This window comes from Muriicola marianensis, assembly GCF_014638095.1.
In the GTDB taxonomy this organism is placed as follows: Bacteria; Bacteroidota; Bacteroidia; order Flavobacteriales; family Flavobacteriaceae; genus Muriicola; species Muriicola marianensis.
The window spans coordinates 1,822,753-1,837,251 of record NZ_BMFH01000001.1; the positions used below are offsets into that span (position 1 = coordinate 1,822,753).

The window sequence follows — 14,499 nt, forward strand, 5'->3', positions numbered from 1 at the left end:
AATCAAGGTAGTTTCGTTTTAGAATCTGATACTTTTTGTGCCAGGATCAGGGCGTTGTACGCATTGACCATCTTCCCGGTGCGGGAAAGCTGGGCAAAGGGTTTTGCTTTTTCGGGATCCCCACCGACAACCACGGTCTGCTTTGTGCTCAAACCTGAATCCATTAGAATGCGTTTTACCTCAGGAGCGGTGAGGTTAGGGAAATAGGAACGGATAAGGGCAGCGATCCCGCTGACGGCCGGTGCCGCCATGGAAGTCCCTCCCTGGAATTCGTATTCACCCCCCGGCATAGTGGAATAGATCCCGCCTCCAGGGGCAAAAATATCGACATTCTTCGCCCCGTAATTTGAGAAGGAAGCCACCATTTCCGAGCCGTAGGTGTCGTTCAAAGCCCCCACTGTAATGACGTTGTCTGCGTATTCCACATCCCCCAATTTATGATCATTGGGATAACCCCGGTTATTTTTATTATCCATATCCAGCGCATCGTTTCCGGCCGCATGCACGATAAGCACATCGTTATCTGCTGCGTATTTTATGGCCTCGTAGACCCATTCTGCATTGGGGGAGAACGATTTTCCAAAGCTGGCGTTGATGATCTTGGCTCCGTTATCTACCGCGTATCGTATCCCCAGGGCGATATCCTTATCGTATTCATCCCCATTAGGTATAGCCCTGACACTCATGATCTCCACGTTGTTAGCCACTCCGTTTACTCCCAGGCCGTTGTTGCGCTCGGCTGCGATGATCCCTGCCACGTGGGTGCCGTGACTCTCATCCTCTACCCGGTTCATGGGGTTCCCGTTACCGTAATTCCGGTCGTTGAAATTATATGGATCATCTCCCACGATCTCTCTCCCGTTGAAATCCACATTGAAGTGGTAATCGATCCGTTCATTGAAATAATCGATCCCTTCTGTAGCCCGTTCGATATCCTCTTTGATCAGGCCGATCACCTCAGGAATACTGTCCCCGTAGTTGAACATCTGCTGGATGACGCTGATACTGCGCTGCATGCCCGGATCTGTGGTCTCCATAGCCGCGACCTCTTCTTTGGTATAGTCGCCTTTGCCGAGCTCCTGGGAGACGGCATCGTGCGATTGCTGGACGATCCCGAGGATCTGTTCGGTCTGCTGTTTGTTCGACAGGAGCATTTGCCGGGTCTCTTTGGCCTGTTTAAGTTCTTCATCCAGTTTTTTTCTGGCCTCGGCCCTCAGAGCCTCATCGCCCAGATTCAGCCTCAGGATACGGGTGTATTCCAACTGTTCGTTATAGGCATCCCCCAGGAAGTTATACCCGTGCACGTCATCCACATAACCATTGCCGTCATCATCAATCCCGTTCCCGGGCTTTTCATCCTTGTTGGTCCAGATCACCTCATCCAGATCCTCGTGGTTGAGGTCTATCCCGGAATCGAGGACGGCCACGATCACCTTATCACCTTTTTTCTTCCCGATAAGCTCTTCATAGGCCCTGTCGATACTCATGCCGGGGATGGTATCTGTGAGCAGGTCTGCATGTCCCCAGGTCTTCCGTTCGTCTTCTGTGAGTTCAGCAATTTTCAGCGGAACGGTATCGATGTTCTCGATGGGGGTAGACACGATGTTGATGCTCCCGCATCCCATCATGGCAAATCCTGCACTCCAGAGCAGGGTCTTCAGTTTCAGATTTCTGATCATTCTCTATCTATTAATGAATTTTACTGTAATAACTTCCTTTATGGGGCAGGCGGATCTTCTCCACACACCCCCTGTCGGCCAGGGTAACATAAACTGTCTTCCCGTCCCTGCCTCCGAAGGCAAGATTGGAAGGCTTTTTTCCTTTTAGCCGGATCTCCCTCTTAACCTTCCCCTTGGGAGAGACCAGGACCACGGTACCTTTTCCGTAACGCGTGATCAGCAGGTTGCCCTTCGCATCGCAACGCATCCCGTCCAATCCGTGATCTTCAAACGAAATAAGCAGTTTTTTGTTATTCACACGGCCATCGTGCTGGATATCGTACTTCCATACCTTCCGTTGTTCTGATTCGTTCACGTAGAGGGATTTGCCATCCGGGCTCACCTCTATGCCATTAGTTGTACCCATATCGGATTCCAGCAGGACGAGCTCACCGGCCCGGGGCACCATCCAGAGATTGCCCGTACCCTCTGCCCAGTTCGGGTCGCTCAGGTAGATCACTCCAGTATCTGAGATCGCCAGATCATTGGGCTGGTTCATCTCAGGGCCTTCTGCGTATACTTCCGGGGTATTCGATCCGGGGCTGACGCGATAGACCTTATGCCCGGCATAATCGGCTATGTACATATTCCCATCTCTATCAAAGCGTATGCCATTGCCTATGCTGCCTTCGGGCAGTTTTAAAAAGACCTCTGCATTACCATCCTCATCCACCCGGCCTACAGTCCCTTCTTCCTGATAATTCACAGCATAGAGCACGCCTTCCTTGTCCACGGCCGGACCTTCGATCCCCGCCGTAAAACCGAATTCCGGCGTCAGGTCCTCGCTCTGGAAGGCCCATAACGGGTTGCAGAGTACCGGGATCAGCAGGAGGTACAGTACCGGGTTAAGAGAAAATTTCATCGAAGGTATAGGTGTTTTTCAATCGCACTCCTTTTTCCGTGTGCTGCAAGGTGCAGAGTTCCTGGTGGGCGTCGTGTTCCAGGAAGAGGTAGAAATCCTCATCAGCCGCTTTGTTGAGAAAGGCCTCCTTCTCAGGGAGGGTCAGCAAGGGCCGGGTATCGTATCCCATCACATAAGGCAAAGGGATATGTCCCACGGTAGGGAGGAGGTCGGCCATAAAGACCAGGGTCTTCCCCTTGTATTTTATATGGGGGATCATCTGTTTATCGGTGTGCCCGTTCACATAGAGGATATCAAACCCGAGTTCAGGCGCATACCCAAAGGGCCCTTCGGGTACTGAAACGAATTTGAGTTGACCGCTTTCCTCCATCGGCAGCAGGTTCTCTTTCAGGAAGGAGGCCTTTTCCCTGGCATTGGGATGCACGGCCCACTCCCAGTGGGGCTTGTTGGTCCAGAACACCGCGTTTTTAAAAGCGGGTTCATAACCCGTCCTGTCTGCATTCCACTGCACGCTTCCCCCGCAATGGTCGAAGTGCAGGTGGGTCATAAAGACATCGGTGATGTCATCCCGGTGAAATCCGGCCTTTTTCAGGGAATCGTCCAGGCTGTGGTCTCCCCAGAGGTAGTAGTAGCTGAAGAATTTCTCGGACTGTTTATCGCCCATCCCCGTGTCGATGAGGATCAGCCTGTTACCGTCCTCTACGAGCAGGCAGCGCGCAGCTATGTCGATCATATTGTTGGCATCGGCAGGATTGGTCTTATTCCATAGCGATTTAGGCACCACACCAAACATGGCGCCACCGTCTAATTTAAAATTTCCTGCTTCTATGGGGTACAGCTTCATGGGATCGGGCAAACAGGGCGCAAAATAAGAAATGAAAGGCCTTTAACTGCTTTTCCTTCCGTAATTTAACAAATCCTTGAGCATTCCCTGGCCCAGGAAGTACACTCCCGGAATTAAGGTTATTTCCTGAGGAATTCGTCCGGCTTCGGGTGTGTGTTTACAGAATATTGTTTTTATTTGTTAAATATGCATCCGGGCAAAACAGGCGGCCCGGGATAAATCAACGTGGATGCTCGAACTGGCAGGGATAATCATTTTGGGAATTGTGGCGCAATGGGTGGCCTGGCGATTCAAGCTACCGGCTATCCTCCCGCTTATCCTGATCGGACTGCTGGTTGGGCCTATCGCTACCCTGTATACCGAGGACGGTTCCAAACTGATCGAACCCATCTGGAATGGAAAGCAGGGTCTCTTCCCCGGGGAAGGGCTGTATTATTTTGTTTCCCTGGCGATCAGCATCATCCTTTTTGAAGGCGGACTCACCCTGAAACGGTCCGAGATCTACAACGTGGGCCCGGTCATCACAAAGCTCATCACCGTGGGTACCCTGGTCACCTTTTTCGGGGCCGGGATCGCAGCCCATTTTATCTTCGACCTAAGCTGGCAGATGTCCTTCCTGTTCTCGGCCCTGGTGATCGTCACCGGACCTACCGTGATCACCCCCATCCTGAGGAACATCCCCCTGAAAAAAGACGTTTCAGCCATCCTGAAATGGGAAGGTATCCTGATAGATCCTATCGGTGCCCTCGTAGCGGTATTGGTCTTCGAGTTCATCAGCGTAGGGGAGGGACAGGCCTATACGAAGACGGCCCTGATCGAATTCGGGAAGATCCTGCTCTTTGGCTGCACCTTCGGGTTCACCTTCGCGCATGCCCTGGCCTTTGCCATCAAACGAAATTACATCCCCCACTACCTGCTCAACGTGGTCTCCCTTTCCGTGGTCTTGCTGGTCTTTGTGGAGTCTGACATCTTCGCCCACGAATCCGGCCTGCTGGCTGTGGTGGTCATGGGGATGGTCATGGGGAACATGAACCTGCCCAATATAAAGGAACTCCTGTATTTCAAGGAATCCCTGAGCGTACTGCTGATCTCCATTCTCTTTATCCTGCTGGCTGCCAACATCAATGTCAGCGATATGGAGTTGATCTATAACTGGAATACCATTATCCTCTTCCTGGTCATCGTCTTTTTGATCAGGCCCCTGGGCGTCTTCCTGAGTACACAGGGTTCCGGATTAAAGCTCAATGAAAAAGCCTTTATCGGCTGGGTGGGTCCAAGGGGGATCGTGGCGGCCGGTATCGCCTCCCTTTTTGGTTCTAAACTGATGGCAAAAGGTGAACCGGGAGCCGAGTACATCACCCCATTGGTCTTTATGATCGTACTGGGTACCGTATTGCTCAATGCCACTACGGCCCGACTGATAGCTAAATGGATAGGGGTCTTCCTCGATCGCTCCGAGGGAATCCTCATCATAGGGGCCAGCCGAATCTCCAGGATCATTGCCAACTATCTCATGGAAAACAAACGCCATGTGGTGGTGATCGACAACAACGAGACCAATATCGCCAAATGCAAAAAGATGGGACTGGAAGCGTTTGCGGCCAACATCTATTCAGACACGCTTACCGACAACATAGAACTCAATGATGTGGGTTACCTTATGGCCCTGACCGGCAACTCGGACATCAACAAATACGCCATCGACAAATTCAAGGACCAGTTCGGGGAGAACGGGTCATTCCGATTGGTGGATACGGATGAGATGGCTGATCCTGAGAACAATCCCAAAGAAGGGCTGTTCTCGCATACGGATGACTTTATCAAACTGAGCGAAGCGGTGCGAAAGTACCCGGCTATCCATGAGATAGCCCTCAATGACAAGGAGCATTACGACGGACTCATTGAGATCACCAAGGCCGATGATTACATCATCCCTCTCTTTTTGAAAATGCCGGATGGAAACCTGGAGATCATCCCTTCCTTTAGCAAGGGCTTTCAGAGTATCAGCAAAGGATATAAACTGGTCTACCTGGGCAAGCAATTTGAGACACCGGAGGTAAAGGCCACCTCCAAGACCAAGGTTAAGGCTAGTCGTTGAGCTTCAGCACGGCCATAAAGGCCTGCTGAGGGATCTCCACATTGCCCACCTGCCGCATACGCTTTTTACCTTTCTTTTGTTTTTCAAGCAGCTTTCTCTTACGGGAGATATCACCCCCGTAGCACTTGGCCGTCACATCCTTCCTCAGGGCTTTGATGGTCTCCCGGGAGATGATCTTGGCGCCAATGGCTGCCTGGATGGGAATGTCGAATTGTTGCCTGGGGATAAGTTCCTTCAGCTTTTCGCACATCTTCTTCCCGATGTTGGCCGCATTGTCTGCGTGGATCAGGGCAGAAAGGGCATCCACCATCTGTGAGTTCAGCAGAATGTCTACGCGCACCAGCTTGGAAACCCGCATCCCGATGGGGGCGTAGTCAAAGGAGGCGTACCCCCTGGAAACGGTTTTCAACCGGTCGTAGAAATCAAAGACGATCTCGGCCAGGGGCATGTCGAAATTCAGCTCCACCCGTTCCGTGGTCAGGTAGGTCTGGTTGGTGATCTGTCCGCGTTTTTCGATACAGAGAGACATCACGTTCCCGACGTAATCTGCTTTGGTGATGACCGTAGCCTTGATGTAAGGCTCCTCTACCCGGTCGAGGGTTGAAGGGTCCGGCAGGTCTGAGGGGTTGTTTACCGTGATGGGCGTATCGGGGTTTTTCTTGGTGAACGCCTGGTAGCTTACGTTGGGCACGGTGGTGATCACCGTCATATCGAATTCCCGCTCCAGCCGTTCCTGTATGATCTCCATGTGCAGCATCCCCAGGAAACCACAGCGGAATCCAAAGCCCAGGGCTGCACTGCTCTCGGGCGCAAACACCAGGGAAGCGTCATTGAGCTGAAGTTTTTCCATGGAAGAACGAAGCTCCTCAAAGTCTTCTGTGTCTACCGGGTAGATCCCGGCAAAAACCATGGGTTTGACGTCTTCAAAGCCTTCAATTGGGTTTTTGGTGGGGTTGTCAGCATCCGTGATGGTGTCCCCTACCTTCACTTCCCGCGCATCCTTGATCCCGGTGATGAGGTAGCCCACATCCCCGGCCTTGATGGCGGGTTTAGGGACCTGGGTTAGTTTCAGGGTGCCCACCTCATCGGCGTAGTAGTGTTTGCCGGTGGCCACGAATTTTATCTTTTGTCCCTTGCTGATCTGCCCGTTGATCACCCGGAAATAGGTCTCCACTCCCCGGAAGGGATTGTAGACAGAATCGAAGACCAGGGCCTGCAGGGGCTCGTCCACATTCCCGTTTGGGGCTGGTACGCGCTCTATTATGGCCTTCAGGATCTCCTCTATCCCGATGCCGGTCTTGGCACTGGCGGGGATCACCTCTTCGGGTTTGCAGCCGAGGAGATCCACGATGTCATCGGTTACTTCTTCAGGGTTGGCGCTGGGCAGGTCTACCTTGTTCAGGACCGGGATGATCTCCAGGTCGTTCTCCAAAGCGAGGTAGAGGTTGGAAATGGTCTGGGCCTGTATGCTTTGTGCAGCATCCACCACCAGTAATGCTCCTTCGCAGGCGGCGATGGACCGCGATACTTCATAGGAGAAGTCGACGTGCCCGGGGGTGTCGATGAGGTTCAGGATGTATTTTTCCCCCTCATAGATGTACTCCATCTGTATGGCGTGGCTCTTGATGGTGATCCCGCGCTCCCGCTCCAGGTCCATACTGTCAAGCAGCTGTTCCTTCTTTTCCCTTTCGGTGACGGATCCCGTAAAATCGAGCAGCCTGTCGGCCAGGGTACTTTTCCCGTGGTCGATGTGGGCGATGATACAGAAGTTCCGGATGTTTTTCATTTCCTTTTTTCTCAAGCAATTTTAAAGAGCCGCAAAGATAGGGCGAAAATCGCTTATTCCTGCCATTCGGCTATAAACAAATTGGTGTCTCGCGTACCGCCGTTGTTGCGGTTACTGGAGAAGGCCAGGTATTTCCCGTCATTGGAAAACACGGGAAAGGCGTCAAAGGTCTTTCCGTGGGTCACGCGTTCCAGGTTCTTTCCGTCTATGTCGATAAAATACAGGTTAAAGGGAAAGCCCCTTTCGGCCTCGAAATTGCTGGAGAACAGGATCTTTTTTCCTGAAGGATGGAAGTAGGGGCACCAATTGGCATTGCCCAAAAAGGTGATCTGTTTCAGGTTGCTGCCGTCGGCATCGCAGATAAACAGCTCCATATTGGTGGGCTCTACCAGGCCCCTGGAGAGGAGGTCCTTGTATTCGGCGATCTCGGCTTCGGTCTTGGGCCGGCTCGCCCTGAAGACGATCTTGCTCCCATCCGGGGAGAAGAAGGCGCCTCCGTCATATCCCAGCTCATCCGTGATCTGTTTTACGTCACTGCCGTCGAGATTCATGGTGTAGAGTTCCAGGTCCCCGCTTCGCATGGAGGTAAAGACGATCTTGTCTCCCTTGGGCGAAACGGTGGCCTCTGCATCGTACCCGGGTGTATCCGTTAGTTGGGCCGTGATGTTCCCTTCCAGGTCGGCCACGAAAATATCAAAGGTGTCATAGACCGGCCACACGTAATTCCCGTTGGAACGCAGGGGCACTTCCGGGCAGGCTTCTCCACCCTGGTGGGTAGAACCGTAAACGATATGCTTGTTGTCCGGCAGGAAGTAAGAGCAGGTGGTACGCCCCATCCCCGTGCTGACCATGGGAGGGGTGACATCCCCGTACTCCTCATCCGCATTCGCGAGAAAGATCTGGTCGCATTCCACTCCCCATTTTTGGTAATCCGACTGGAAGATGAGCATGCTGTCGTCAAAACTCCAGTAGGCTTCGGCGTTGTTGCCGCCGAAGGTGACTTGCCGCAACGATTTAAAATATTTTTCCTCCGGATAGATCAGGGTATCTGAGCCCGCCATCAGGGAGGTCTCTGTTTCTGTTGCAGTTTCTGTTTTCTTTGGGTCCGATTTGCAGCTGAACACGGCTGATATCGCGATAAAAAGGAGTATTTTTCTCATGCTTTGCCTAATTTCGCTCAAAAATAACTTCAAAAATGATGAAATACAGTTTTTGGCTCATATTTCTTGTTGCATTTATCTCATGCAAACAGGAGCCACCCAAGGTCTTTACCCTCCAGGACGACGTCGCTTTCCTGGCCAGTGATTCCCTCAAGGGACGGGAAACCGGAACAGCCAATGAACTAATGGCAGCAGACTACCTCGTAAAACGCTATGAGGGCATCGGGCTGAGTCCGGCCGGAAACGCAGACACCTTCTTCCAGACCTTTACCTTCAAACCGAAAAATGATCCCCATAAGGAGATAGAATACGTAGAAGCTTCGGACAGTACGATCACCGGGACCAACGTCATCGGCTTTATCGACAACAATGCAGAGAAGACCGTGGTCCTAGGCGCCCATTACGACCACCTGGGGATGGGAGGTCAGGGATCCCTTCACCGGGGTGATGCTGAGATCCACAACGGGGCGGATGACAACGCCAGCGGGGTAGCTGTTTTATTGCAACTGGCAAGTCGACTCAAAGAAGGGGAGCTGAAAGGGAACAATTACCTTATCATGGCCTTTTCCGGGGAGGAGATCGGCTTGCTTGGGTCCAACTATTTTTCCAAAAATCCGACTATCGACCTCGATAAGGTTACCTACATGATCAATATGGACATGGTGGGCCGACTCAGGGACTCCAAGGTGCTCTCCGTGAGCGGAACCGGCACGGCACCCATCTGGCCACAGGTTCTGAACGCCAACAACCCGGGCTTTGAACTGGTCCTGAAAGAGTCGGGCGTTGGTCCGTCTGACCATACCTCCTTCTACCTCCAGGATATCCCCGTCCTGCATTTCTTTACCGGGCAGCACGAGGATTACCACAAGCCCACGGATGATGCAGACCGGCTCAACTACGAGGGTATGGAAGAGATCACAAACTATATAATGGCTGTCATAGGCGAACTGGATGACAACCCCAAACTGGCCTTTAGAAAAACAAAGAACGAAAGCGAAGAAGTACCGCGGTTCAAAGTAGGGCTAGGCGTAATCCCGGACTACCTCTTCGGGGGGGAAGGCATGCGGATCGATGGGGTGAGTGAGGACAAACCCGCTCAGAAAGCAGGCCTGCAGAAGGGCGATATCGTAGTAAAGATGGGAGACAGCACGGTGACCGATATGATGAGCTATATGAGGGCCCTGTCTGTCTTTGAAGAGGGAGACGCCACCACCATTACCATCCTACGGGAAGGAAAAACCATGGACGTAAGGGTAAGCTTTTAGGGACTGACAAGCATTTCTTACAGGAGAATTGAAGAAAGGACAGCGGCAGGGCTGTCCTTTTTTGTGAGCCATCGGGATTTATTTCATAGATTTACAGTCAACCTACGACACTGTGAGATACCCCATCTTAATCATTTTGGGTCTGCTACCCTTGGTCTTTTTTGGGCAGACCTACTCCGTATCGGGTACCGTAAAGGACGCAGAGGGCAAGCCGCTCCCCTTTGCCAATGTCATCCTCCTGCAAGTCACAGACAGCACCCAGGTAAAAGGAATCTCCGCAGATGATACCGGCCGTTTTTCGCTGAAAGGGATCGCCCCGGACACCTACTACCTCCAGGCCGCTTATTTCGGGTACCGGTCCGTCCTGGTAGGGCTGGACGTCCGAAGGGATATAGAGATCGGGGCCATCGTCCTGGAACCCGATGTGGAATGGTTGGATGAGGTCCTCCTACTGGGGGACCAACCGGTAATAGAACGCAAGGCCGACCGCATTGTATTCAACGTGGAAAACACAGTGGCTGGAGAAGGCAATGCCTTTGACGTGTTGCGCAGATCCCCCGGAGTCATCGTTTCAGGGGAGAACCTTGAGATACGCGGGCAACAGGCCACGGTCTATCTCAACAACCGCAAGGTGCAGCTCTCCCAGGATGAGATCAAGGACTTTCTCCGGGGCCTCTCGGGCAATACTATCGCCGCCGTGGAGGTGATCCCCAACCCCCCTGCAAGTTACGAGGCAGAAGACGGGCCGGTTTTAAATATCAGGACTTCTACAGCAGTTGCTCCAGGGTACAAGGGCAGCGTGAGGGCGCAGGCAGAACAATCCATCTTCCCCAAATACAGCTTCGGGACGGGGCACTATTTTAAAGGGGAGAAACTGAGTTTTTTCGCGAATTACACCATCAACCCGAGAAAGGAATTTATCCGCTCTGATATCGGGATACGATACAAAGACCCGTCTAATACCACCTTTGCCGACTGGCAGACGAACAATGACATCACCACCCGCTCCTGGGCACAGCAGGCTACTGCCATCCTTGATTTTACCCCTTCGGAAAAGGACCTGTTCAACCTCACGGCCAACGCGAGTTATTCCCCTAACAAACAAATCCGCAACGAGGTATTTACTGAGATGCGGGACGGGGCCGGGCAACTCGATTCCACCCTGCTGAACGAAAGCGAGCTGGATGACGACCTGCTCAACCTTTCCACAGACCTGAGTTACGAGCGCCGATTAAAAAAAGAAGGGGCGTTTATTCGCGGGAATGCCCACTACACCTATTACGATTTCTCCCGCCAGCAGACAGGTGCCAGTGATTATTTTGATGCGGGAGGGAATTTCCTGCGTACCTTCGGTTTCTCGACAGATGCACGCCAGCAGATCGATATTTACACGGGTCAGATCGACTACTACACCCCCATTAAAAATGGGAATTTCGAGGCCGGGATCCGGGGTTCGTCCATCCGCTCTGAAAGCGCGATCGACTATTTTGATGTCAACAATTCCGACCCCCCTTTTAACATTGCCCTCTCAGACGAGTTCACATACAATGAGGATGTGGGAGCCATCTATGCCAGCGTGTACCAGAACTGGGGAAAGTGGTCCCTGAAAATGGGATTGAGAGGTGAACAGACGGATGTGGAAGCCCGTTCGGTAGCCCTGAACCAGATCAACAACCAGAATTATTTTGAGCTCTTCCCATCCCTCTTTATAAGCCGGCAGGTGGGGGAGGAGAACAGCCTGACCCTCGACTACAGCCGCAGGATCACCCGGCCCAAGTACTCAGACCTCAACCCTTTCCGCTACTTCCTGAACGAGAACGATTTTGATGAGGGGAATCCCAACCTGGTGCCTGCCTTCAGCCATAATTTCAACCTCAACTTTACGATCAAAAACACCTATTTCATCGACTTCTACTACAGGGACAACGGGGCCTATATCAGCAGGCTTACCTTTCAGGACAACCGCAACCAGACCCTGAGGGAGATCAAGCAAAATGTACTGGAAAGCACGTCTTACGGGCTCGACCTTACCCTGGCCACCTCCCTTACCCCCAGATGGTACCTGTATTTCTACAATTCCATCTTTTACGAGGATGAGACCTTTCTGGCCGTGGAAAGCCCCATTATTCAGTACACCAATGAAGTATCCGGGTATTATGGCAACCTGAGCAATATCTTCACCCTTTCCAAGGACGGGAGCTGGAAGGCCGATGCTTCTCTCACTTACCTGACTGGCTTCCTGTACGGTTCTTTCCAGGTCTCGGAGATGATTACCCTCAATGCCGGGATCCGCAAAACGCTCTGGAACAACCGTGCCGTGGTTTCCCTTACGGCAGAAGATCTATTGCGAAGGGCCAACGGAACTTTTGTTTCCCGTTACTCTAACCAGGACAACACCCATTTTTCCCGCCCGGAGACTCAGTTCGTACGCCTGAGTTTTACCTATAATTTCGGGAATTTCAGGCTGACCAGTTCTGATGGGGACATCCAGAAAACGGAACTTCAACGCCTTGATAACGAGTAAATTCCTGTTAATTCGCCCTTTCTTTTTAATTTTGCCCCTCAGATCGCAATTACATGCCTAAGATAGGAGACATACAACTGCCGGATTTTCCGCTGCTGCTCGCGCCCATGGAGGACGTGAGCGACCCGCCTTTTCGCGCCCTGTGCAAGGAGCAGGGAGCCGATGTGGTGTATACGGAATTCATCTCCTCTGAGGGGCTGATCCGGGATGCGGCCAAGAGCGTGATGAAGCTCGACATATATGAAAAGGAACGCCCGGTGGGCATCCAGATCTTTGGGGCTAACCTGGATTCCATGCTCCAATCCGTGGAGATCGTGGAGCAATCCAACCCCGACATCATCGACATCAACTTTGGCTGCCCGGTAAAGAAGGTGGTCTGCAAAGGTGCCGGGGCCGGTATCTTAAAGGATATAGACAAGATGGTCTCCCTGACCGAGGCCATGGTGAAGCACACTAAATTGCCAGTTACCGTAAAAACGAGGTTGGGGTGGGACGAATCCTCTATCCGCATTGTGGAGGTGGCAGAACGACTGCAGGATGTGGGCTGCCAGGCCATTTCCATCCACGGACGTACGCGCGTGCAGATGTACAAGGGAGAGGCCAACTGGCATCCCATCGCCGAGGTAAAGAACAATCCCCGTATGCATATCCCGGTCTTTGGGAACGGGGACGTAGACAGTCCGGAATCTGCCATGCGGATGAGGGACGAATTTGGCCTGGACGGGGCCATGATCGGGCGGGCCAGCATCGGCTATCCCTGGTTTTTCAAGGAGGTAAAACACTATTTTAAGACGGGTACCCACCTCGCGCCTCCTACCATGGAAGAGCGGGTAGATGCGGCCAGAAGGCACCTGCAGATGGCGATCGACTGGAAAGGGGAGAAACTGGGCGTTTTTGAGACCCGCCGTCACTACACCAATTATTTTAAAGGGATCCCCAACTTTAAGGAACTGCGTATGAAGATGGTGACAAGCGATGATGCAGCCGATGTCTTTGCTGCCTTTGACGAGGCCCTGGAGACTTTCGGGCACCACCAGTTCGCCTAGGCGGCCAGCAACTTTTTATTGACCCTGCTGCTCGCGATCCGCGCAGCGATCACTCCCAGGACGAGGATGGTTCCCAGGACGATCAGCACATCCATCCATCTGTATTCTACCGGATAAGCCAGGGAAGGCGTGATCTTCAGCCAGCCGAAGAGGAGCTGTGACCAGATCAGGAGGGAGGCGATAAAGATCCCCAGGATTCCCCCTAACCCCGTCACGATCACCCCCTGCAGGAAATAGATATGCCGGATTTGTTTGACGGTGGTCCCCAGGCTGTAGAGGGTACGGGAATTCTGTTGCTTGTCCAGGATCATCATGATGATGGCCCCCACTACGTTAAAAAGGGCGATGATGAGCACCAGGGTAAAGATGAGGTAGGTGGCCAGGTTTTCCGTGTTCAGCATGCGGTAGAGTGTACTGTTCTGCTCCTGCCGGTCTTTCAGGCCCACTTGCGGACCCAGCACCGCACTGATCTTGTTCCTGATCTCGTCCACATCTGCTTCCGGTTCCAATTCAAAGTCGATCCCCGAGATCTCATCCGGGCTGCGTTCAAGTAAGGCCTGTACCAGGGGCAGGGCGGTAAAGACGTATTTCTTGTCCAGGTTCTCTTCCACGGCGTAGACCCCGGCAGTTACCAGCGCCAGCTGATTGTAGGGTTTTGCCTGGAGGGAAGGGCTCCCTTTCCCCGGTTTGGGCGCCAGCACGATGAGGGGGTTACGATAGTCGTCTATGACCAGCCCCAGCATGTTGGCGATGCCGAGTCCGACCACTCCCTGCTGGTTCTCGATGGCCCACTGACCCCAATAGAGGGCGGAGTCGATTCGTGTGGCCCGGGCATAGGCAGAATCCACCCCTTTGATCCAGGCCACATGGCTCTTTTGCTGGTGGGTGAGGTAGACCCGTTCTTCCAGCTCTGCAGAAAAGGAGGCAATTCCCGGGATCTTATTGAGCGCTGCTTTTTGGTCTGAAGAAAGGCTGAAGTATTTTCCGGTCAGGGGTTCTGCCTTGAGGGCGGGGTCGAAAGTCTCGCTAAAGGAGAGGGAAAAGGTCTTGAGTCCTGCAAAGCCCGAAAGGACGATAAACAGGGCCGCCGAGCCGATGACGATGACCAAAAAAGTGATAAAGTTGATGACGTTGACCGCGTTCTGGCTGCTCTTGGCGCGCACATAGCGCTTGGCGATGTACCAGGGAAAATTCAT

At 52.7% G+C, this 14,499-nt stretch carries 10 protein-coding genes; 4 read left to right on the top strand and 6 right to left on the bottom strand.

What is annotated here, in order from left to right; genetic code table 11:
* Positions 1–2: 2 nt before the first annotated feature.
* Genes IEV19_RS08225 through IEV19_RS08235 form a run of 3 tightly spaced genes read right to left on the bottom strand, consistent with a single transcriptional unit; the run spans position 3 to position 3,424 of the window.
* Entirely contained in the window at positions 3–1,679 is a 1,677-nt protein-coding gene (locus tag IEV19_RS08225; RefSeq protein WP_188370172.1) for a S8 family peptidase, read from the bottom strand.
* Positions 1,680–1,689: 10 nt separating this feature from the next.
* Positions 1,690–2,580 (bottom strand): SMP-30/gluconolactonase/LRE family protein, encoded by an 891-nt coding sequence (locus IEV19_RS08230; protein ID WP_188370173.1) that lies wholly within the window; start codon positions 2,578–2,580, stop codon positions 1,690–1,692.
* Positions 2,564–3,424, bottom strand: a complete 861-nt coding sequence (locus tag IEV19_RS08235; RefSeq protein WP_188370174.1) for an MBL fold metallo-hydrolase — start codon at positions 3,422–3,424, stop codon at positions 2,564–2,566. The genes IEV19_RS08230 and IEV19_RS08235 overlap by 17 nt, the downstream gene beginning before the upstream one ends.
* Before the next feature lie 229 nt (positions 3,425–3,653).
* On the opposite strand from IEV19_RS08235, the gene IEV19_RS08240 reads away from it, so the two are divergent.
* Positions 3,654–5,522 carry a cation:proton antiporter gene (locus IEV19_RS08240; protein WP_188370175.1) on the top strand — a complete coding sequence of 623 codons (1,869 nt, stop codon included), beginning with the start codon at positions 3,654–3,656 and terminating at the stop codon, positions 5,520–5,522.
* Here IEV19_RS08240 and lepA read toward each other — a convergent pair.
* Positions 5,512–7,308 carry a translation elongation factor 4 gene (lepA, locus tag IEV19_RS08245; protein WP_188370176.1) on the bottom strand — a complete coding sequence of 599 codons (1,797 nt, stop codon included), beginning with the start codon at positions 7,306–7,308 and terminating at the stop codon, positions 5,512–5,514. The genes IEV19_RS08240 and lepA overlap by 11 nt on opposite strands.
* A 53-nt stretch (positions 7,309–7,361) precedes the next feature.
* Positions 7,362–8,468, bottom strand: coding sequence for a TolB family protein (locus IEV19_RS08250; protein WP_188370177.1), 1,107 nt, complete (start codon positions 8,466–8,468; stop codon positions 7,362–7,364).
* 38 nt (positions 8,469–8,506) lie between these two features.
* Here IEV19_RS08250 and IEV19_RS08255 point away from each other — a divergent pair, with 38 nt between their 5' ends.
* The 3 genes from IEV19_RS08255 (at position 8,507) to dusB (ending at position 13,303) form a co-directional block, all read left to right on the top strand.
* On the top strand, positions 8,507–9,733 hold the full coding sequence (locus IEV19_RS08255) for a M28 family peptidase (protein ID WP_188370178.1): 1,227 nt from the start codon (positions 8,507–8,509) through the stop codon (positions 9,731–9,733).
* A 112-nt stretch (positions 9,734–9,845) separates the two neighbouring features.
* Positions 9,846–12,257, top strand: coding sequence for an outer membrane beta-barrel family protein (locus IEV19_RS08260; RefSeq protein WP_188370179.1), 2,412 nt, complete (start codon positions 9,846–9,848; stop codon positions 12,255–12,257).
* Positions 12,258–12,310: 53 nt separating this feature from the next.
* Entirely contained in the window at positions 12,311–13,303 is a 993-nt protein-coding gene (dusB, locus tag IEV19_RS08265; RefSeq protein ID WP_188370180.1) for a tRNA dihydrouridine synthase DusB, read from the top strand.
* On the opposite strand, the gene IEV19_RS08270 is transcribed toward dusB, so the two are convergent.
* Positions 13,300–14,499, bottom strand: a complete 1,200-nt coding sequence (locus IEV19_RS08270) for an ABC transporter permease (RefSeq protein ID WP_188370181.1) — start codon at positions 14,497–14,499, stop codon at positions 13,300–13,302. The two genes, dusB and IEV19_RS08270, sit on opposite strands and share 4 nt — an antisense overlap.